This window comes from Flavobacterium sp. (assembly GCF_030146175.1).
GTDB lineage: Bacteria > Bacteroidota > Bacteroidia > Flavobacteriales > Flavobacteriaceae > Flavobacterium.
This window is the reverse complement of sequence record NZ_JASLCE010000063.1, coordinates 1-19,984: the sequence shown is the minus strand read 5'-3', so window position 1 is coordinate 19,984 and position 19,984 is coordinate 1. Positions and strand designations below refer to the sequence as shown.

Below are 19,984 nucleotides of genomic sequence, written 5' to 3'. Positions count from 1 at the left end.
TTGCTTTTTATTATCTTAGTATTATGATTGCTGTCTCTGACAAACAAGAGTCAAAATCGTAACTTTTTAAAAGACCAGGTTTAAAATTGGGCCTTTTCGAATATACAATTCAGCCTTTAAAAATTGTTTTTAAATAATGCGGTCATAAAATAACATATGGAAAAGCTTCGAAAAAAAGTAATAGCTAATCGCTCCGCGAGCGGACTAAATTCACGATTTTAATGCAACAAATTAAAACTTCTTTTTTAGATAAATTAAAGTATGCAATGACCTTGACAATTTCTCTTGGGCCTCCTATAGTGTTATTTTATCTAGGGTATGAAAACAGACACAAAATTTTAATGATAGCTTCTGTTTTTTTATTTATATTGAATGTCTATGCCATTTATAAAGCATATCAAAATTCCAAATCAGTATTTGTGTTTTGTAATCTTGACACTGCTTCTAAAAAAAATAGTATTGTTAAATTGGCTAAAGAAAAAAAATTTAGATTGATATCAAGTCTTGATGATGAGTTGATTAAGTTGGAATATCAAAGATATGCATTGAGTGTATATTATGAAGTACATTTCCAGATCCACGAAAACCAAATTGAATTTAACGCTTTTAGCAGTGATGAGCCGGGAGTTATAGATTTTGGAGCCCGAAAAAGAATACTAAAATTAGTAAAGAAAAAAATAGAAGCTAACTGTGCTTGTGTGTAATAACGGCTATGCAAACAAAAACGGGAGGGAAAGTTAAGCTGCATTTTATATTTTTTCTGCCTTTTATCCAATAAAAAACCGCAATCCGATTAGGTCTTGCGGTCTTTTGGTTATAAAGGGTTGGTTATAGCGTGTGGTTAGCTGTTTAACATTACCGGCATTACCAGCATCGTTACGGTTTCGCCTTCATCCAATCCGTCTACCGGGGTTAAAATTCCGGCACGGTTTGGTAACGACATTTCCAGCATAATTTCGTCCGATTGCAGGTTGGTTAACATTTCAGTTAAGAAACGGGAGTTAAATCCAATTTGCATATCGTCGCCCTGATAGTCACAGGTCAATCTTTCTTCTGCCTTGTTGGAGTAGTCAATATCTTCAGCAGAAATGTTTAATTCTGCACCCGCAATTTTTAATCGGATCTGGTGCGTGGTTTTGTTGGCAAAAATCGCCACACGACGTACAGAGCTTAAAAACTGGGTACGGTTCATCAATAATTTATTTGGATTCTCTTTCGGGATAACCGCTTCATAATTTGGATATTTTCCATCAATTAAGCGACAGGTTAAAATATAATTATCAAAGGAGAACGTTGCATTCGAATCGTTGTATTCAATTTTTACTTCCGCATCCGAAGCCGCCAAAATACCTTTTAAAATATTTAATGGTTTTTTAGGCATGATAAAATCGGCCACTTGCGATGCTTTTACATCGGTACGCGCATATTTTACCAATTTATGAGCATCGGTAGCTACAAAGATTAACCCCTCCGGAGAAAACTGGAAGAATACTCCCGACATTACCGGGCGTAAATCGTCGTTACCGGCTGCGAAAATTGTTTTGCTCACTGCCGTTGCCAATACTTCTGCCGGAACCAAAGTCGAAGACGGTTCCTCCAGAACTACTGCTTTCGGGAATTCATCACCCGGAGCGTAGGCTAGTGCATATTTACCCGAATTCGAACTGATCTCTACCGTATTGTTGTCTTCAACGGTAAAGGTTAACGGTTGTTCCGGGAATGTTTTTAAAATTTCAAGTAAAAGTTTGGCCGGAACGGCTACGCTTCCCTGACTGGTAGAATCGATTTCCAATGTGGCCGACATAGTAGTCTCCAAATCGGATGCCGATACTCTAAGTTGGTTATTGTCTAATTCAAATAAGAAATTATCTAAAATAGGCAAGGTGTTGCTACTGTTGATAACACTACCTAAAACCTGTAATTGTTTTAATAAATATGAACTGGATACAATAAACTTCATCATCTTTCTTTTTTAGGTTTGTAAAATTGGTATTACATTTTACATTTCACAAATATATCGTAATCTGTCTAATGAAAAAACATTTTTTATTAACAACTAGCGGGAATATTTTCTTTTTCTTAAAAAAGTGAACAATAGTCCAAACAAGGCCAGTACAACTATTGGTAATCCGACAGTTATAATCTGAGTGATCGTGTAGTTGTCGTACACTTTTTGTTTGTCCAGTAACGGCAAATCGACATCTTTACTTCTAATGTTAATAAGTCCGGTATCGTCCAGTAAATAATTCACACAGTTCAAAAGGAATTCTTTATTGCCATATAGGTTGTTCGTCCACTTGTCATAACCGAGTTCCATAGGCTGAAAAGCCTGATCCAGTTGGTTCTTAATAATGTCGCCATCGGAAATCACAATCATTTTTCCGGCTTTTCCGGTAGTCTTATACGTACTGTCTTTAAACGGAAGAACACGGTTGTCATACATCGACTGGAATTTTCCTTCCAACAATACCGATACCGGTATACGACCGCCACCAATATAGTCTTTTGGTCCGGTTTCTTCGGTAACCATATTTAGGCTAACCTCAATTGGCGTACCAATACTCTTCGAATATTGCGACGATTCCATCAAAATCGTTTTCTTAATTCCATTTTTTAACGTATCGATTGGGTTGGCAAATTCAAAACGTACCCCTTCGATGTTTTTCACAATCGGATTTTGCGATTGCGGATAGATAAATGGTGAATATTTCCAGAAATATTGTTCGTATTGTGTAGCACTTCCACGATCGCCCGAAGCCAGTTTTATCGGAGCCGCCTGTTCGTCTTTTACCAAAGCCGGGTTAATTCGGAATCCGTATTTAAAGAACATATCGTTTAAGTTCAGATCTCTTGGAAAGGCCAGAATCGATCCGCTGTCGTTATACAAACTGTCCATTTCGGCCTGAACCGCATCGACCAACCATAATGTTTTTCCACCGTTAACGATAAACTGATCTAAAACCTGTTTTTCTTCCTCGTTAAACTTCTCACTTGGTTTGGCAATAATGGCTAAATCGTATTTTTTAAGTGCCGCAGCTGTTTTTATCGGATTTTTGGCTACAGAATCCAGTGTAAAAGGTCCGATATAATAACTCTCACGTATGGTTTTTAGGAAATCGGCAATCTGTAATTCGTGTAATTCTCCGTTTCCTTTGATGATCGCGATTTTCTTTTCCTTGCTTTTTGAGATTTTATTAAAGGCATCGGCAAAGGCATATTCCAAATGTTGTACCGAACTCACTACTTTTTCTTCGGTACTTGCACCCATCATGTTTTTAAGCAACTGTATTTTCGTGCTTTTGTCATTATAGGTCGCAATAGCCCAAGGAAAAACCACCTCTTGCGATTGCTTGCCACGATCGTCTACCGTAATATTGATAGGAGTCAGACCGCGTTGGTATAACATTTTCATGGTCGCCTCGCGTTCTTCTTCTTTTTCCAACGGATTTACAAATTGGAAAATGATATTGGAATTATAGGCTTTGTATTCTTCTAAAAGCTGTTTGGTTTCGGCTTGTAATCGTTTGAATTCACCCGGAAACTGTCCGTCCAGGAAAACATCAATATACAACGGACTGTCGATGCTTTTAATGATCTCTAATGAGGTTTCCGATAGTGTATAGCGTTTGTCCTGTGTTAAGTCAAAACGTTTGAAAAAATAGCTACCGATAACGTTTACCGCAACCAGAGCAAGTAGGATAATCCCGAATTGTTTTAGGTTTTTCTTTTGCTGCGCTTTCATTACCATTTTAAAGATTTAAGTTTATAAACCGTTGCCGACAAGAATAGTACGGTAACACTGATAAAATAGATAATGTCGCGGGTATCGATCACACCACGGCTCATACTTTTAAAATGGTAATCCATTCCAAAACTGGCTATCGTATTTCCGAAAGAACCCATAAAACCGGACATTCCTTCGAAACCGAAATAGAAAACAAAACAAAGGAAAACCGCAACGATAAACGCTACAATCTGATTGTCGGATAGGGTAGAAGTAAAAATTCCAATGGCCGTATAGGACGCAATCAGGAACAATAAACCAAAATAGGAACCCAACGTACTTCCCATATCGATATTCCCTTCCGGGTTTCCAAATTTGGAGAGCACGACAACATAAATGATGGTTGGGATAATCGCGATTACAATTAGTAAAAAGGCACCCAGAAACTTACCGTTTACAATTTCCCAGATACTCAACGGTTTGGTTAGCATCAATTCGATGGTACCTTGTTTCTTTTCATCCGAAAAACTACGCATGGTAACGGCCGGAATCAGGAAAATAAGAATCCACGGGGCTAAAGTAAAAAAGGGACTTAAATCGGCAAAACCGCTTTTCAGGATATTAAAGTCACCTTCAAATACCCAAAGGAACAGGCCGTTTAGCAATAGGAAAATAGCGATAACCAAATAACCTATCGGCGAACCGAAAAAGGATTTGATCTCTCTTAATAATAAGGCTTTCATTTATTTTTTGTACGTTTTATTTTATTCCAGACTCACCAGTTTATCAACGCTCCAGGCTTCGGGTTTGGCATTAAAAAATTGCTTTGTATACGCCCAAACTTCGATAAAAAGCTCCGATTTCCGGTAGTTTTCCAAATCGGATTCCGTTTCCCAATAACTATAGGTAAAGAAAACCGACGGGTTGTTTTTGTCCTGGTAAAGCTCCAAAAAGCGATTACCGGGGAAGTTGCGTATATTTTGCTTTACTTCATGAAAATTCGTTAAAAAAGCTTCGATTTTCTCTTCATGGAAACTCATTTTTACGATGCGTACAAACATAAGGAATTATGAATTAATTTTTGGAATTTAAGATTTGAAAATTATAGTCACCCGATCGCGGAATTTCAGACCCAATAATGAGGTGGCCGAACCCACTGTAGACGGGTTACTTTTGTAGATGGCAATTTCCAGAAAATCAGCTTCGTTAAACAACGCCAGCTTTTCGCCTTCGTAATCTTTTAAAACAAATTTCTCGGCTATTTTAAAATCGGAATAGTTCTGGTGAACGCTTTTAATGGTCTTGGTTCCGAAACGGATCTCAAAATTCCGTCCGCGTGCAGTTTCCTGAATCAGTTTTCGGGAAATATTCGTAACACAGTTACCAAAATGATCAATATAAACTACGGCACCGTTAATCGCGTTATAATCGGTCGCAACAGTTGCCTGAAGTTCGCTTATTTCTTTGATGCTGTTAATTTCCCGTCCGATAACGTTCATAACGCCACCTTTTGCCAAATGACAGGCAACTTTTACAAAAACGTCCATATCGGTTGCATTATCCGCTAAACGATCGTGTATGTTGATCTCTACAATCTTCTGAGGTACGATTTTCTGCGTTAGTATGCTTAAAATACCATTATCGGCACAGATAAAATAATGATCATTCCATTGCATGGCAATATGCTTGCTTTCGAAAGTACGCTCCGAATCAACCCCGATCAGGTGAACGGTTCCTTTTGGAAAGCTACTGTAGGCTGCATTGATAATATAGCTGGCTTCCGATATGTTAAACAAATCGATATTGTGCGAAATGTCAATAATTTGTACATCAGGATGTTCCGTAATAATCTTACCTTTCAAAGAACCCACAAAGTGGTCCTTTAGCCCGAAGTCGGTAGTAAGCGTAATTATTGACATCATTTTGTTTATAACTATTAAGGGAACTTTCTTTAAAAATTGCTAGATTTGAGATATGCAAAGCTAACTTATTTTTTTAATTAAATCCCGTTGCTTTTGAACGAAAGAACCATCGAATTGACAGACATCACCCCTAAAGAATTCTGGGGGGCTCAGGATGCTCATCTTGAGATAATTAAAAAATTATACCCAAAATTAAAAATCGTAGCCCGTGGCACGCTGGTGAAAGCCTACGGAGAAAAGGAAATTTTGGATGAGTTTGAAGTGCGGTTCCATAGATTGATGAATCACTTTTCGCGGTATAATTCTATCGACGATAATGTGATCGAACGAATTGTACAAACCAACAGTCAGGACGAACAAAAAATGGCCGATCACGATAAGATTCTGGTACACGGTATTGGAGGAAAACTGATCAAGGCCTTAACACCCAATCAGCAAAAACTGGTCGATTTTACCATGAAAAACGATATGGTTTTTGCCGTAGGACCTGCCGGAACCGGAAAAACCTATACCGGAGTTGCACTAGCGGTTAAAGCATTGAAAGAAAAGCAAGTAAAGCGGATCATCTTAACCCGTCCTGCAGTAGAAGCCGGCGAGAATTTAGGATTCCTTCCGGGCGATATGAAAGAAAAACTGGACCCGTATATGCAACCGTTATACGATGCCTTACGCGATATGTTGCCACCGCAAACGCTGGAAGATTATCTCCTAAAAGGGGTTATCCAGATTGCACCATTGGCGTTTATGCGTGGCCGTACGTTGGACAATGCTTTTGTTATTCTGGATGAAGCACAAAATACGACGCATTCGCAAATGAAGATGTTCCTAACCCGTATGGGACGTAATGCCAAGTTTATTATTACCGGAGATCCGGGTCAGGTCGATTTACCACGACGAACCATTTCCGGACTAAAAGAAGCCTTATTGATTTTAAAAGACGTAGAAGGAGTTGGTATTTTATATCTGGATGATAAAGATATTGTGCGCCACCGACTGGTTAAGAAAATCATTGATGCCTATAAGAGTATCGAAAATCACGATTAAAATTTAGAGGATTACATACCTGTTTAAACAGGCTTGATTAAAAAATTAGCTCTCCTTACAAAGGGAGGGCTTTTTTATTTACCTGTTGCGAATGTTTTTTAGGTTTTTCAAATACTATTTATTTCAAATAAACTCAAAATTTAAGTAAAAAAAACAGGATAAAATGTTTCATCTTATCCTGTGCAATTTTATAGTGAAGACTTAATTTAGTACATAATTATTCACATAAAAACGTTTTCAAAAATTATGGGTTTAATGGTAACTTAAGTTCCTCCATATCACTTCCTCTATACAGGGTTAAATAGGCTTTAGATAGATCTGCATCTTTAGGTATTACGAAATAAAATACTTTTTCAGTTTTCTCACCTTTCTTTAAAGTTACACTAGTGTTTGTATCAAGACTTACAGCATTAGGATTTGCTTTAAAAAATTCTGGTGTAAAAGAAGTAAACTTTTGTATTTCTTCTGCTTTATCATCTATATGAATAGAAAAACTTGTATTCATCCCAGAAAACCTTCCATCACATAGAAGACTCTCAAGGCCAATGTTTACAGCTAATAATTGTTCGTCTTCAGTTGGTACACTATTTTCGAATTCTGTTTCAGCGAATTTAGCATTTGTAGTATAACTTACAACTGTATATTTTTCTTTTGTATGACTTCCTGATTGAAATTGTTTGTCATAAGTATTCTCACTTTCATCTATAAAAGAAGTACCCGATACAGTTGTTTTTGGCTCCGGTCTTACAATGGCAGTGGGGGTTTCTGTAGTTGGTTCCTCAGTTTGTTCCTCGGTTTGTTCTTTCTTACAAGATGTCAAGGTCAGTGCACTTGCTAAAATTAAAATGCTAATTTTTTTCATAATTTAAAAAAGTATTAATAAATTGATTAAGACGCTAAAAATAGAATAATAATCGTTACTAACCTAAGAAAATTCTTAATATTATGGATGGCCAATTGTAAAAGTTACCGAATTAAGCAAAGTGTTTCATTTTAACTCGGTGGGTGTAATTAATTGAAGTACACTAATTTTATCAGATATTGGTCAAAAAACTAAAACTCAAACGAACTATTTCCGGACTAAAAGAAGTCGTATTGATTTTAAAAGACTAAGAAGGCGTTGGTATTTTATATCTGGATCATAAAGACATGGTGTGCCACCCACTGGTTATGAAAATTATTGATGCTATACGAGTATTGAAAATCACGATTAAAATTTATACAAACCACCCTTCACGAAAGGTTGGTTTTTTTTGGTAGCAGTAGGGTTTTTAATTACTTTTGCACCTTTATAACAACTAACTACAAGCGTTCTATGAACACAATCACAACAACTAATTTTAACTTTCCGGGTCAAAAATCCGTCTACCGCGGTAAAGTACGGGAAGTGTACAATATCAATGACGAACTTTTGGTAATGGTGGCTACCGACCGTCTATCGGCTTTTGATGTCGTAATGCCAAAAGGAATTCCTTACAAAGGTCAGATTCTAAACCAGATTGCTACAAAATTCATGCAATTAACGGCCGATATCGTGCCTAACTGGTTAATCGCGACTCCCGATCCCAATGTTGCCGTAGGACATTTATGCGATCCTTTTAAAGTAGAAATGGTTATCAGAGGCTATCTATCCGGACATGCAGCACGCGAATATGCTTTAGGAAAACGTATCCTTTGCGGCGTAGCACTGCCGGAAGGTTTAAAAGAAAACGACAAATTTCCGGAGCCGATCATCACACCATCGACTAAAGCAGACAATGGAGAACATGATGAAGACATTTCACGCGAAGATATTTTGGCTAAAGGAATCGTTTCAGAAGAAGATTATATTGTTTTAGAAAAATATACCCGAGCTTTATTCCAGAGAGGAACCGAGATCGCGGCCAGTAAAGGATTGATTTTGGTGGATACCAAATATGAATTTGGAAAAACAAAAGACGGAAAAATCGTTTTGATCGACGAAATCCACACACCGGATTCGTCCCGTTATTTTTATGCCGATGGCTATCAGGAACGTCAGGATAACAACGAAGCACAAAAACAATTATCGAAAGAATTTGTACGTCAATGGTTAATCGCTAATGGTTTTCAGGGTAAAGACGGACAACAGATTCCGGAAATGACTGACGAATATATTGCAACGGTTTCTGATCGTTATATCGAATTATACGAAAACATCTTAGGAGAATCGTTTGTAAAAGCTGATATTTCGAATATCGACGCGCGTATCGAAAAAAATGTGTTAGCCTTTTTAAGCAACAAATAAGTTTTAAAACGTATTTATACAAAGGGCTGTCTTATCAAGACAGCCCTTTTTTGTGGTATCAACTTCTACACCTGACAGGTTTTTAAAACCTGTCAGGTGTTTATAAAACAAAAATTTTGTTGTAAAAATAACAGTCCGTATTTATGCAATTTTTTTGTACATTGCCTGTATTCAACCAAATCACCCCCATTATGAAACAATATGTTATCCTGGCTGTATCGTTACTGTTTACGGTAGGTATGTACAGTCAGAAGAAAAAAGCGGGAGGAAAGGCACCGGCAGCAAAAAGTCAGACAACCGTATTGGCAAAAGCAGACGATCTAACCGCAGAATTGATCAAGAATAAAAACCAACAGACTTTTTATGTTTTCCGTAATGAAAAAGGAGCCAAAAAAGATACGCTATTGGTAAAAGCGATCGACAAAGCGGTACCAGCCGAATGTAAGATCACAACCTTTAAAACCAAAGACACACCACTGTGTTGTATTACGTGGACCGAAAAAAACGTTACCGAAACCAAAACCAAAAACGAAGAGGCGTTGAGTACCTATTCGGAAATATGGGAACCGGCTACAAAGACGCAAATATTAGCTAATGTACAGACTACGACCAAGATTAAAGAAATCGTATTTCTGGATAAAGGACAAAATGCATCCGAAACACAGGAGCGAATGCGAAGAGAAGGTTTTGAGTTTACACTAACCGGAGAAGGGGATGTGATTCTGAAAAACAAATCACAGGAAAGCCGTATGACGTATAATCCAACGGATAAAAAATATGTAAACAACGTTTCGGCAAGTGCCGCTCCGGCAAAGAAAAAAAGATAAAATAGGAATTGTTTTTTAACTAGTGTATAGTTTAAAATGCTATTTTAGGATAGCAAAACAAAAAGGGAGCAACTTGATTGCTCCCTTTTTATTTTTGTTTCGTTACACTTTTTAGGTTTTGCTAAACCTGACAGGTTTTCAAAACCTGTCAGGTGTGAAATCAGTAAGTGCCACTCTGGCTAAGAAAAAAAGATAAAAGATAAAAGATAAAAGACTGTACTAGCATACCTTAATAGGAGATCCGTTAAGATTATAAAAAAGGGGGAGCATTTCTAATGCTCCCCCTTTTTTTGTTTTTGTTTAGTTACACCTGACAGGTTTCAAAAACCTGTCAGGTGTTAAATAAACAGTATTACATTATTGTGTTCCGCCACCTAATGCTTTATAAAGCGTGATAATGGCATTAAACTGTCGGTATTTATTATCAATAAGATCCAGCTCACTACTTAAAGCGGAATTCTTGGCTGTTAATACTTCCAGATAGTTTACAAAACCGTGGTTTAATAACTCATCGGAATAGTTGGCCGCTTTTTTAAGCGCATCCACTTGTTTTTCACGGATTACAATCTTACCGGTTTCATTTTTATATTGCGACAAGGCATCCGAAACTTCTTTCCCGGCTGTTAACAGGGATTGCTCAAACTGTAAATAAGCTTTTTCCTGATTGGCTTTTGCTACTTCATATCGCGTTCTAATCTGACGTTGATTAAAAATAGGTTGTGTCAATCCGGCTACGATATTTGCAAACAGGGAATTGGTACTAAACCATTCTTTTAACTCCAAACTTTGGAAACCTCCGGAAGCCGTTACCGTAAACGACGGATAAAAATTACTGCGTGCTACATTAGTCATCTCAAAATTAGAGATCAGATTGTATTCGGCAGCCATTACGTCCGGTCTTTTGCTTAATAAATCGGCTGGAACACCAAGGTTTACATCCACATTCATGGTTTGAGCCGCCAGGGTTCCTCTTTCTATTTTACCGGGCGATTGTCCTAATAAGATAGATAGGGTGTTTTCCATGATTACAATGTTATTTTTCAAATCGGCAATGATCAACTCGGTAGCATATTTCTGTGCTTCCGTTTGTTTTACGGCTACTTCGTTTACGTTTCCGGCGTCTTTTAATGCTTTAATCGTAATAACACTGTTATCGCGGTTTAGTAAGGTTTCTTCAGCTACTTTTAACTGTGCATCCAACGATAACAACTGATAATAGGTCGAAGCAATACTGGCCAACAATTGTGTTTTTACCGCCTGATTGGCTGCTACCGTTTGTAAATAGGAAGCATTGGCCGCACGTTTGTTACTTCTGATTTTTCCCCAGATGTCGGCTTCCCACGATAGGTTTCCAGCAAGCTGATATTGATCTAAAGCACCATTAAAAAAGGAACCAAACTGACTGTTTTTAGCCAATTCCTGGTGGGTAAGACTGGCACCCACACTAAGCGTAGGCAGGTAGCCCATTTTACCCTGTTTCAGATTTGCTTCGGCAGCTACAATCGACTGCATTGCAATTCGGATATCGTAATTATTCTGTAGTCCTTTTTCGATATAGCCCTGAAGGATTGGATCGGTAAAAAGTGTTTTCCACGAAACACCCGCCAGTGACGCACCTTCGGTAGCCGTAGCATCGGTACGATACAATGCTTCGGTTTTTACCTGTGGGCGCTCATAATTTTTGGCGACAAAGCAAGACTGCATCACCGATGCAGCTGCTATGACAACCATTATTTTATATGATTTTTGATATTTCATTTTCATAGTTTTATAATGCAACATTTTCAGAATCCTGCTCGGCCGCTTTTTGGGCTGCTGTTTTTCCGGTAATACGTTCTTGTAGTCCCTGGAAGATCACAAACAATACCGGAATAAAGAATACCCCTAAAATGGTACCGACTAACATTCCTCCAACCGCTCCCATACCAATAGAACGGTTACCTACGGCTCCAATTCCGTTGGCTAAAGCCAGTGGCAACAGACCAAAGATAAAGGCGAAAGAGGTCATCAAAATCGGTCGTAAACGGGCTTTTGCTCCTTCAACTGCCGATTCAAACAGGCTCATACCATGACGTCTACGCTGGATGGCAAACTCTACGATTAGAATGGCATTTTTCGCGAGTAGTCCGATAAGCATGATCAGTGCAATCTGGAAGTAAATGTTGTTTTCAAGTCCAGCCAGTTTTACAAATCCGATGGCTCCCGCAATACCCACCGGTAACGATAGGATTACCGATAATGGCAATAAATAACTTTCGTACTGCGCACTTAACAGGAAGTATACGAAAATCAAACTCAATAGGAATACACCAATCGCCTGACCTCCGGAAGCAATCTCCTCACGGGTCATACCGGAAAACTCATAGGTGTAGTTATTCGGTAAATGTTGTGCCGCAACTTCTTCAATCGCTTTAATCGCATCCCCGGAACTATATCCTGGTTTGGCTTTACCGTTTACGTTTACTGATTTTAACAGGTTAAAACGGGTAACCGATTCCGGACCATAGGTTTTCTTAAGGCTCACAAACTGACTGATTGCTACCAATTCGTCATTTCGGTTTTTGATATAAATTTTATCCAAACTTTGTTCGGTAGCGCGATCTTCCGGTTTTGCCTGAATCATCACACGGTATTGTTTACCGAAACTGTTAAAGTCGGTTGTATATAATCCACCGTAATACCCCTGTAACGTATTGAAAATATCGGATACACTAATACCGGCATCTTTCGTTTTTTCAATGTTGATGTCCAGCTGGTATTGTGGGAAGTTCGGGTTAAAGTTGGTCATCGCATACTGGATTTCCGGACGTTGGTTTAGCGCCTGTAAGAACTCACCACTCACTTTACTGATCGTCGCCCAGTCGTCGTCTGATTTGGATTGTAGTTTAAACTCAAATCCGTCTGCCGTACCAAATCCCTGTACACTCGGAGGTGTAAAGAATAACGCTCGGGCATCTTTAAATTGCGCTGTACGTCCGAATAGTTCACCAACTACCGCTTCAATTGACTGTGTAGCTTCTTTACGATGTGCCCAGTCTTTTAATTTGATAACGGTAAAGGCATATGAACCACCATTTACGTTGTTTAATAAACTGAAACCAACCACACTCATACGGGATTCGATAATGTCCATAGAGGCCAGGATAGAATCCAGTTCGTTAACGGCTAACTGTGTTTTCTCTAAAGTGGTTCCCGGAGGTAAAGTTAAATCCCCCATGATGATACCACGGTCTTCATTCGGAATAAATCCGGATGGAGTAGTGCTGAACAATAGTAATGTAATACCCGTTACTGCCAATAAAGAGATTCCGGTGATCCATTTTCTTTTAACCAGGAAGTTTAACGACTTACTGTATTTGTTGTTCATCGAATCGAATGCCGTGTTGAACGCGGTAAAGAAACGATCTTTTAATCCTTTTTTAGCATGTTCCGAATCGTCATGCGGTTTTAAGAACAGGGCACAAAGCGCCGGACTCAATGTTAAGGCGTTGATCGCCGAAATCACAATCGCAACGGCCAATGTAATCGCAAACTGTTTGTAGAATACTCCGGATGGTCCTTTTAGGAAGGAAACCGGTACGAATACCGCCGACATAACCAGGGTGATCGAAACAATCGCTCCGGTGATCTCGTCCATAGCCGAAATCGTCGCTTGTTTGGCGTCTTTTATTCCGTGGTCGAGCTTGGCGTGGACGGCTTCCACAACTACGATGGCATCATCCACTACGATACCAATCGCCAGAATCATCGCAAACAACGTAAGCATGTTGATCGAGAATCCGAATAATTGGAGGAAGAAGAAGGTACCTACAATCGCAACCGGTACGGCAATAGCCGGAATCAAGGTAGATCGGATGTCCTGTAGGAATACGAATACTACGATAAATACCAGGATAAAAGCCTCTACCAATGTCGAAACTACTTTTGCAATAGAGGCATCAAGGAAGGTTTTCGAGTTGTATGGAATTACATAATCGATTCCTTTAGGGAAAGTACCTTTACTTTCCTCCAAAATATGGATTACTTCCGTCATAATGTCCTGAGCGTTCGATCCGGATGTCTGGAAGATACCAACAGCCACACCTTGTTTACCCATTGCCATGTTTTTGGCACCGTAGTTAAAGGCTCCTAATTCGACAGTCGCTACATCTTTTAATCGAAGGAAGTTTCCGTTTCCGGTCGATTTGATAATGATGTTTTCGTATTCGGAAATTTTAGATAAACGTCCTTTATATTTGATTACGTATTCGTAAACACCATCAGCATTTTCACCAAATTTACCCGGTGCGGCTTCTAAGTTTTGTTCGCGTAATGCATCCTGAATATCGGACGGCACTACTTTATAGTTAGCCATTTTTTCCGGATCGATCCAGATACGCATCGAGTAGTCTTTTGCACCAAATACGTTTACTTGTCCAACCCCTTTTACACGTTGTAATTTCGGTACCAGGTTGATACGGGCGTAGTTCTGGATAAACGTCTCGTCATACTCTTTATTGTTCGAATATAAGGCGAAGAACATCAACGCACTCGTCTGACTCTTAATCGTGGTTACCCCGGTATTTACTACGGCTTGTGGTAGTTTACTGGTAGCACGCGCCACACGGTTTTGTACGTTTACGGCTGCGATATCGGGATTTACACCCAATTCGAAGAATACGCTAATGTTGGCCGCACCGTTATTTGCCGATGTCGACGTCATATAGGTCATACCTTCCACACCGTTGATTTCTTCTTCGATTGGCGTTACAACACTGTTTAAAACCGTTTCGGCATTGGCTCCGGTATAGGTAGCACTAACCTGTACGGTTGGCGGTGCAATTTCCGGGTATTGTTCTATGGGTAACGATGTTAATCCCAAGATACCCAGAATGGTTATAATGATGGAGATTACGGTAGAAAGTACCGGTCTGTTTATAAATGTTTTAATCATAAGTTTATTTTTTTACGGGAGCATTTACTGCCGGTTGTGCATTTTTACCAGCTTCCTGCGGAACGATTTCCTGGTTGTCGGCCAATTTGGTAACACCTTCCACTACAACTACTTCTCCGGATTCAACACCACCGGTTACGATAAAATTCAAACCGGAAGTACCGTTGGTTTCTATAATTTTCGAATGTACTTTGTTGTCTTTTCCAACGGCATAAATCATTTGTTTTCCTTGCATGTCGTAAACGGCATTTTGAGGAATCAGGATTACGTCTTTGGCTTCAACAGGAAGGCGAATGATTCCGCTACCACCGCTTCTTAAAACCGACTGCGGGTTCGGGAACTGCGCACGGAATTCGGTACTACCGGTACGGGCGTTTACCAGACCATTTACAGTTTCGATTTTTCCTTTGTGTTCGTACACCGAATTATCCGCAAGAATTAATTCTACCGAAGGAATCGCTTTGATCTTGTCAGATAAAGTCGCACCCGGGAAGGTTCTGCTAAACTGGATCAATTGTTTTTCATTCATCGTAAAATAAGCGCGAACATTACGGATATCCGATACGGTAGTCAACGGATCGGCTGTAGTAGCGCTTACCAAACTTCCTACTTTATACGGAATACTTCCAATAACACCGTCTACCGGACTGGTAATGGTTCCAAAGTTGATGTTGGCCGCAATACTGTTATAGCTGGCTTTAGCACGTGCCAGATTGGCTTTTGCAGTTTCCAACGTTACATTACTGATGATTTTGCGGTCTACCAACGGAATTAAACGATCCACTTCCACCTGAGCGGCTGCAACGGCTGCTTTGGCCGCACCGGCATCCTGCGATAGGGTGTTGGTTTCCAATTTAAACAATACCTGTCCTTTGCGTACTGTTTGTCCTTCGTCGACAAAAATCTGCTCGATAAAACCGCTTACTTTCGGGCGGATTTCTACGTTTTGCTGACCTTGTAAATTGGCGGAATATTCTTGATAGGTTGTGGTATTTTCTTTAACTACTTTCTGAACAGGAAAGGGCATGGGACCACTAGGTTGCTGCTGTTGCGGATTTTTGTCTCCACACGATGCCAATACCATCGACAGGACCAACATGCTAAATATTACTTTATTCTTCATAGGGTAAAATATTTATATATAATTGTAAATAGCTTTAAAATTCGTCTTTTGATAAGGATTCCTGATTGATACACTCATTAAGGATTTGCTCAAATTTGGATAGGTATTTCATATAGGTATCCATCGCATTAACTACAAAGGCAGTATGTGTTTTATCATCGGCTGGATAATTAAGTTCGTAAGCCTTCACACGGACAAGCATGTTTTTTTCAGATTCAATAAATTTAAGGTGATTCTGAATGCGCTCGTTAGGAGGAGAGGGCATAAAGTATTTTTTGCGATCGCCGGTTTTGGTATAATAGGTAATCTTTCCGAGCTTTAGCAATAAATTGATATTGGTTGAGATGGTACTTTTACTGGCACATCCCTGATCGACCAGTTCTTCGAATGTCATTCCTTTATCTCTGACATTCATAATTAACAGACCTAATATGCGGGCCGCACAGGGGGGTAAATGATAATACGTTTCAAAGTGTATCCCGAATAGTTCGATTAATTCTTCTTTTTCTTCCTGCTGTTTATTCATGGGGATTCTTGATTTTGGTCGCAAAGATACAATTAGTTTTGTTTAAACCGAACCAACCGAACTTTAACGTAGCGTTAAAAAATACTTAATATTTTTGGCGCTGAAACAGCTATAAAAAAAGAATCTGAATATTAGTATATTACCAATATTCAGATTCCAAAATCTTGAACTAATTTACAACAAAAAAGAATTAAAAATACATTTTGCTGTTAAGAAATTATTGCTATTAGTTCCTTTCTGTGATAAAACGTAGCGTTGGAAACGTCTTTTTTGTGGTTGTGATTCCTTTTGATATCAAATTTTGATGATGTAAATCTGTTTGATCATTCTAATTTTCTTTTTAAAACTATAGTTTAATCCTCCATCAGATTATTATCAAATGCTATTTTAGCATCTTTACCATCCCAGATGACTTTATAGCCAAAAGGAAGCGCCATAAACTGAACTGTTTCCGGGCGATAGGTCATCAGTTGTCCTACCGTTATTTCTTCAAGCGACATGGTGTCTTCATCAAAGTTATCGGTTATCGCAACCCAACCGGAATCGGGAGCGGTTCTGTTCCAACGGAATAAATGTGCCGGTAACCCGGTTCTGATTAACGGATCGATGCAAACGATTTGGTCAAAATCAGGGAAAATGGGTTCCACTTTTAATTGATCACAAACATAAAGCTGTTGGTTCAATACCTGAAGTGTGCGGTTTAATCCAGCTGCAAAACCTTGTTGTTCCGGGTAGATTTCAAGAATTTCAAAAAAGTCTCCCTCTTCTTGTGCTAAAATAAGCCAGGAGAAACAGGTTAATTTGTTGCCGTTTTTAATGTCCGGTTTTTCATCCTGAATAAATTCAACCAGATAGTGTAGGATAGGATTTAGCTCCTCAAGTGTTAGCCCGTATTTTGCGATTTTTAATTCTTTCCCGATCGATACTTCTAATCCTTTTGAATAAAAGTGATCACCATTGGCAAAAAACGCGATATCTCTGACTTTTAATGCTTTAATTTTACTAAAAAATCCCATAAATAGTATTTGGTGTTTCGTTTTTTAAAGATTTCCATATAGCGCATACTGTGAATTATTTATTTTCCGAATATTTTGTTCAAAAAAACGCCTATTTTGGATTTTCCATTTAGTTCGCTGTAATAGGGTGCCGGAATATTAATTTCACTGGTATCATTTGTCAGTTTCTTAATTCCGTTATATAAAGGTTCTCCGGCTTTTGGAATTGGAGTGACACTTGTCAAAGGATAAAATTTGTCGTAAGCATCCATTCCAACCGGATAGTTTGTTCTTTCCAGCCAAAATGGTTCTAATAAATCTGGCCGTGGCTCCTGGTGAATTCTAGTATCAAAACTTTGTCTTGCTTTTTGAATAAAATCTTCATCCCAATTCGAACTTGCTCTTTCAAAATAGCGTAAACTTTTTGCAGGAATGTGAAGTAAAAAAATTTGTGTTTTACCGTTTAGTTTATAAACATCAAGAATTTTAAAATAGCTGTTAATGTTTATAGCGCAATGACCAAACCTTTCGTTGTCCGGGTTTATTTCATACAGTCGTGCTGCTTTTGCCGATGCAATTAAAAAGCGGGTATTAAATTTAATACCGCCGCCTAAACAGCTGACATCAAGAAAATATCCGTTTCGGATTAACAGATCTTTTGTGAATTTTTCCGCTACAGAAGGTTCTAAATCACAATCTTTATAATATAATGTGGCACCCGGATAGGTCCAGTTTATTATTTCCTCATAGTTTTCAAGAATTCCGTCTTCTATCTCTGCCATATTTGTTACGTTTTGTTTGTCAATAACTTGGATTATTTGTCTTTATATAGTTTGATTTTATCTAGTAACCTATCGGCTAAATATTCATTGCCCTCTTTTAAATAATCATAAATGATTTTGGCTTCCTGAAGGTATTTTTCCTTTTTCGATTGGTTCCAATAGTAAGGTGGCGCATATAAGTTACAAATCCGATCGGCCATTTTTACCGCCCAGATTTCTTTTGGTTGTGCTTTTATCCGGTCTAAACTATCGATCATTTGAAGTTCTCTTTCAAGCTGCGTGTTTTTGGTTAAGGCTAGTACGCCTTCCAAAACCTGTTTACCGTAATCTTTTTCCAATTCTTCAATACTAAGATTGGTATCTTCCAGAGCATCGTGTAAAAGAGCGCATTTTACGGCAAGGGCTACGTCAAAATTCAACGTATTTTTTGAGGCGTTTATAATTTCAAATACAACACTACCGATATGATTGATATATTCGATTTTTTCGCCTTTAGTTTGGCCGCCATAGGTTTGCCCGCTATGTAAAATGCTTACTTTTTGCCATAAGTCCTGTAAATCATCAATAGTAAAGGTATCGTTCATTTCGTTATTTAATTTTGGATTTATCGTCGGTATTCCAATTATAGCCAACTCCTATATATTCGATTTCTTTTTTAGCGAAAAAGGTTTCGTAAACGTTATCTTCTTCCCGGATGGTTTTTAGGTCATCTTCAATTCTGTACTTTTCAAAATACCATTCTTTCCAGGTGTTCAGGTTGGTCCAACGGATGGTTGTATCAAAATGTTCCACCTGAATGCCTTTTTCCCAGCCACTACAGGAAGGAACGCCGCAGCAACATGAAAATATAAAATATTCACCATCTTGCTCCATACTTTTTAAAAATTCGGAAATATCAATAATGTCGCTTTCCGCATAGGGTTTTTCAGCGTTGATCCGTATTTCAAATTTTCCCTGCATATACACTTCGCTCTCATCATATATCGATTGAGAAGCCGTAACGACCAACTCTACACAAATGCTATCGTATATTTGCGCATCCAGCCAATTGGTTAGTTGTGTCAATTTCTCGGGTGCAATATGACTTTTGTAATTTAAAAGCTGCTGTACTAATTCCTGATAGTCTTCTACATCGTAATGCCGTTCTTTGGGATCCTCACCTTCACTAATTATTTCGTGATGACGTAGTATCATTTCATTTGCTTTTTCAACATAAAAATCGGCAAGGAGCTGTTTGGAATCGGCATAGTTGTCGACTACATATTCTTCAAAAAGGCAATTCCAATGCGTAAAGTTCCGAGTGCTTTTGAAAGCTAACGTCCCATTTATAATTTCATACCGACTGATTATGTCGTCCCAGAGTACATAAAATAAAGCATCTTCCAAATAGGTCGCCATGATAGTAAAAAATTCATTGAAATCGCTACCAAAGCCCGACTTGCTGCCACTTTGTATCGATATATAGATACCAGGTTCTTTGAAATCGATTATCCGATCTGTTGCAAAAAGAGAAATTCGCTCAATTTTCCCGTCTTCTGAGTTTATGATAAACGTATTGGAAAAAACACCTTGTATATGTGTATCGTTTCCTTGATTGACGATGGTATATTTTTTTAAAAAAGCAGCTTCTTTAGTTTTACGAACCCGTAAAATAGTCCCGGAATTAATAATTCTTGGTTTAAGCTGATATAGATCGTTTGTTATTCCCATTTTTTGATTTTAAATTAGGGTAGTCCAATACTTTTTCCGAAGAATCGTTCTCGGGCCATATCGTACGTAAGTTTTTCCTTTTTGATGATCCAGGCAATTTCAAACAAACCGGTTAGGTTGGACATTGCTAAG

At 38.5% G+C, this 19,984-nt stretch carries 18 protein-coding genes; 4 read left to right on the top strand and 14 right to left on the bottom strand.

The annotated features are described in order from the left end of the window. The first annotated feature begins 221 nt into the window (after positions 1–221). Positions 222–704: a hypothetical protein gene (locus Q1R07_RS07500; protein WP_300488047.1), complete on the top strand. Its 483-nt coding sequence runs from the start codon at positions 222–224 to the stop codon at positions 702–704. Positions 705–841: 137 nt separating this feature from the next. Here Q1R07_RS07500 and dnaN read toward each other — a convergent pair whose 3' ends face one another. The 5 genes from dnaN to Q1R07_RS07475 form a co-directional block, all read right to left on the bottom strand. Then, positions 842–1,960 (bottom strand): DNA polymerase III subunit beta, encoded by a 1,119-nt coding sequence (gene dnaN, locus Q1R07_RS07495; protein ID WP_136402044.1) that lies wholly within the window; start codon positions 1,958–1,960, stop codon positions 842–844. Between the two features lie 96 nt (positions 1,961–2,056). Continuing rightward, entirely contained in the window at positions 2,057–3,742 is a 1,686-nt protein-coding gene (gene gldG, locus Q1R07_RS07490; RefSeq protein ID WP_300488044.1) for a gliding motility-associated ABC transporter substrate-binding protein GldG, read from the bottom strand. Further along, positions 3,742–4,467, bottom strand: a complete 726-nt coding sequence (gene gldF / locus Q1R07_RS07485) for a gliding motility-associated ABC transporter permease subunit GldF (protein WP_300488042.1) — start codon at positions 4,465–4,467, stop codon at positions 3,742–3,744. The genes gldG and gldF overlap by 1 nt, the downstream gene beginning before the upstream one ends. Positions 4,468–4,488: 21 nt before the next feature. After that, positions 4,489–4,785, bottom strand: a complete 297-nt coding sequence (locus Q1R07_RS07480; protein ID WP_300488039.1) for an antibiotic biosynthesis monooxygenase family protein — start codon at positions 4,783–4,785, stop codon at positions 4,489–4,491. A 27-nt stretch (positions 4,786–4,812) separates the two neighbouring features. Beyond that, positions 4,813–5,643: an SAM-dependent chlorinase/fluorinase gene (locus Q1R07_RS07475; protein ID WP_300488050.1), complete on the bottom strand. Its 831-nt coding sequence runs from the start codon at positions 5,641–5,643 to the stop codon at positions 4,813–4,815. Between the two features lie 96 nt (positions 5,644–5,739). On the opposite strand from Q1R07_RS07475, the gene Q1R07_RS07470 reads away from it, so the two are divergent. Further along, positions 5,740–6,690: a PhoH family protein gene (locus Q1R07_RS07470; RefSeq protein ID WP_300488036.1), complete on the top strand. Its 951-nt coding sequence runs from the start codon at positions 5,740–5,742 to the stop codon at positions 6,688–6,690. A gap of 244 nt (positions 6,691–6,934) precedes the next feature. On the opposite strand, the gene Q1R07_RS07465 is transcribed toward Q1R07_RS07470, so the two are convergent. Then, positions 6,935–7,552, bottom strand: coding sequence for a hypothetical protein (locus tag Q1R07_RS07465; RefSeq protein ID WP_300488033.1), 618 nt, complete (start codon positions 7,550–7,552; stop codon positions 6,935–6,937). A 453-nt stretch (positions 7,553–8,005) separates the two neighbouring features. Here Q1R07_RS07465 and Q1R07_RS07460 point away from each other — a divergent pair, with 453 nt between their 5' ends. Together Q1R07_RS07460 and Q1R07_RS07455 are read left to right on the top strand one after the other, a co-directional pair. Continuing rightward, positions 8,006–8,956 (top strand): phosphoribosylaminoimidazolesuccinocarboxamide synthase, encoded by a 951-nt coding sequence (locus tag Q1R07_RS07460; RefSeq protein ID WP_300488030.1) that lies wholly within the window; start codon positions 8,006–8,008, stop codon positions 8,954–8,956. A gap of 191 nt (positions 8,957–9,147) precedes the next feature. Further along, entirely contained in the window at positions 9,148–9,783 is a 636-nt protein-coding gene (locus Q1R07_RS07455) for a hypothetical protein (protein WP_300488027.1), read from the top strand. A 357-nt stretch (positions 9,784–10,140) separates the two neighbouring features. Here the strand turns inward: Q1R07_RS07455 and Q1R07_RS07450 are convergent, their stop codons facing one another. The 8 genes from Q1R07_RS07450 to Q1R07_RS07415 form a co-directional block, all read right to left on the bottom strand. Then, positions 10,141–11,541 carry an efflux transporter outer membrane subunit gene (locus tag Q1R07_RS07450; protein WP_300488024.1) on the bottom strand — a complete coding sequence of 467 codons (1,401 nt, stop codon included), beginning with the start codon at positions 11,539–11,541 and terminating at the stop codon, positions 10,141–10,143. A gap of 10 nt (positions 11,542–11,551) precedes the next feature. Continuing rightward, on the bottom strand, positions 11,552–14,716 hold the full coding sequence (locus tag Q1R07_RS07445) for an efflux RND transporter permease subunit (RefSeq protein ID WP_300488021.1): 3,165 nt from the start codon (positions 14,714–14,716) through the stop codon (positions 11,552–11,554). Positions 14,717–14,720: 4 nt separating this feature from the next. Beyond that, complete coding sequence (locus tag Q1R07_RS07440; protein WP_300488018.1) at positions 14,721–15,839, bottom strand: efflux RND transporter periplasmic adaptor subunit; 1,119 nt, start codon at positions 15,837–15,839, stop codon at positions 14,721–14,723. A 34-nt stretch (positions 15,840–15,873) separates the two neighbouring features. Continuing rightward, positions 15,874–16,365 carry a hypothetical protein gene (locus tag Q1R07_RS07435; protein ID WP_300488015.1) on the bottom strand — a complete coding sequence of 164 codons (492 nt, stop codon included), beginning with the start codon at positions 16,363–16,365 and terminating at the stop codon, positions 15,874–15,876. 353 nt (positions 16,366–16,718) lie between these two features. Next, positions 16,719–17,381, bottom strand: coding sequence for a hypothetical protein (locus tag Q1R07_RS07430; RefSeq protein WP_300488012.1), 663 nt, complete (start codon positions 17,379–17,381; stop codon positions 16,719–16,721). A 59-nt stretch (positions 17,382–17,440) separates the two neighbouring features. Further along, positions 17,441–18,142: a hypothetical protein gene (locus Q1R07_RS07425; protein ID WP_300488010.1), complete on the bottom strand. Its 702-nt coding sequence runs from the start codon at positions 18,140–18,142 to the stop codon at positions 17,441–17,443. Between the two features lie 32 nt (positions 18,143–18,174). Further along, positions 18,175–18,726: a bifunctional (p)ppGpp synthetase/guanosine-3',5'-bis(diphosphate) 3'-pyrophosphohydrolase gene (locus Q1R07_RS07420; RefSeq protein ID WP_300488007.1), complete on the bottom strand. Its 552-nt coding sequence runs from the start codon at positions 18,724–18,726 to the stop codon at positions 18,175–18,177. A 4-nt stretch (positions 18,727–18,730) separates the two neighbouring features. Continuing rightward, positions 18,731–19,852, bottom strand: a complete 1,122-nt coding sequence (locus Q1R07_RS07415) for a hypothetical protein (RefSeq protein ID WP_300488004.1) — start codon at positions 19,850–19,852, stop codon at positions 18,731–18,733. Between the last annotated feature and the right edge of the window lie 132 nt (positions 19,853–19,984).

Bases quoted from the DNA above. Each gene is read 5' to 3' on its own strand.
- Q1R07_RS07440 (WP_300488018.1), bottom strand. From the start codon at position 15,839: ATGAAGAATAAAGTAATATTTAGCATGTTGGTCCTGTCGATGGTATTG.
- gldF (WP_300488042.1), bottom strand. From the start codon at position 4,467: ATGAAAGCCTTATTATTAAGAGAGATCAAATCCTTTTTCGGTTCGCCG.
- Q1R07_RS07500 (WP_300488047.1), top strand. From the start codon at position 222: ATGCAACAAATTAAAACTTCTTTTTTAGATAAATTAAAGTATGCAATG.
- Q1R07_RS07425 (WP_300488010.1), bottom strand. From the start codon at position 18,142: ATGGCAGAGATAGAAGACGGAATTCTTGAAAACTATGAGGAAATAATA.
- gldG (WP_300488044.1), bottom strand. From the start codon at position 3,742: ATGAAAGCGCAGCAAAAGAAAAACCTAAAACAATTCGGGATTATCCTA.
- Q1R07_RS07480 (WP_300488039.1), bottom strand. From the start codon at position 4,785: ATGTTTGTACGCATCGTAAAAATGAGTTTCCATGAAGAGAAAATCGAA.
- Q1R07_RS07460 (WP_300488030.1), top strand. From the start codon at position 8,006: ATGAACACAATCACAACAACTAATTTTAACTTTCCGGGTCAAAAATCC.
- Q1R07_RS07455 (WP_300488027.1), top strand. From the start codon at position 9,148: ATGAAACAATATGTTATCCTGGCTGTATCGTTACTGTTTACGGTAGGT.
- Q1R07_RS07445 (WP_300488021.1), bottom strand. From the start codon at position 14,716: ATGATTAAAACATTTATAAACAGACCGGTACTTTCTACCGTAATCTCC.
- Q1R07_RS07415 (WP_300488004.1), bottom strand. From the start codon at position 19,852: ATGGGAATAACAAACGATCTATATCAGCTTAAACCAAGAATTATTAAT.
- dnaN (WP_136402044.1), bottom strand. From the start codon at position 1,960: ATGAAGTTTATTGTATCCAGTTCATATTTATTAAAACAATTACAGGTT.
- Q1R07_RS07420 (WP_300488007.1), bottom strand. From the start codon at position 18,726: ATGAACGATACCTTTACTATTGATGATTTACAGGACTTATGGCAAAAA.
- Q1R07_RS07450 (WP_300488024.1), bottom strand. From the start codon at position 11,541: ATGAAATATCAAAAATCATATAAAATAATGGTTGTCATAGCAGCTGCA.
- Q1R07_RS07465 (WP_300488033.1), bottom strand. From the start codon at position 7,552: ATGAAAAAAATTAGCATTTTAATTTTAGCAAGTGCACTGACCTTGACA.
- Q1R07_RS07430 (WP_300488012.1), bottom strand. From the start codon at position 17,381: ATGGGATTTTTTAGTAAAATTAAAGCATTAAAAGTCAGAGATATCGCG.
- Q1R07_RS07435 (WP_300488015.1), bottom strand. From the start codon at position 16,365: ATGAATAAACAGCAGGAAGAAAAAGAAGAATTAATCGAACTATTCGGG.
- Q1R07_RS07475 (WP_300488050.1), bottom strand. From the start codon at position 5,643: ATGTCAATAATTACGCTTACTACCGACTTCGGGCTAAAGGACCACTTT.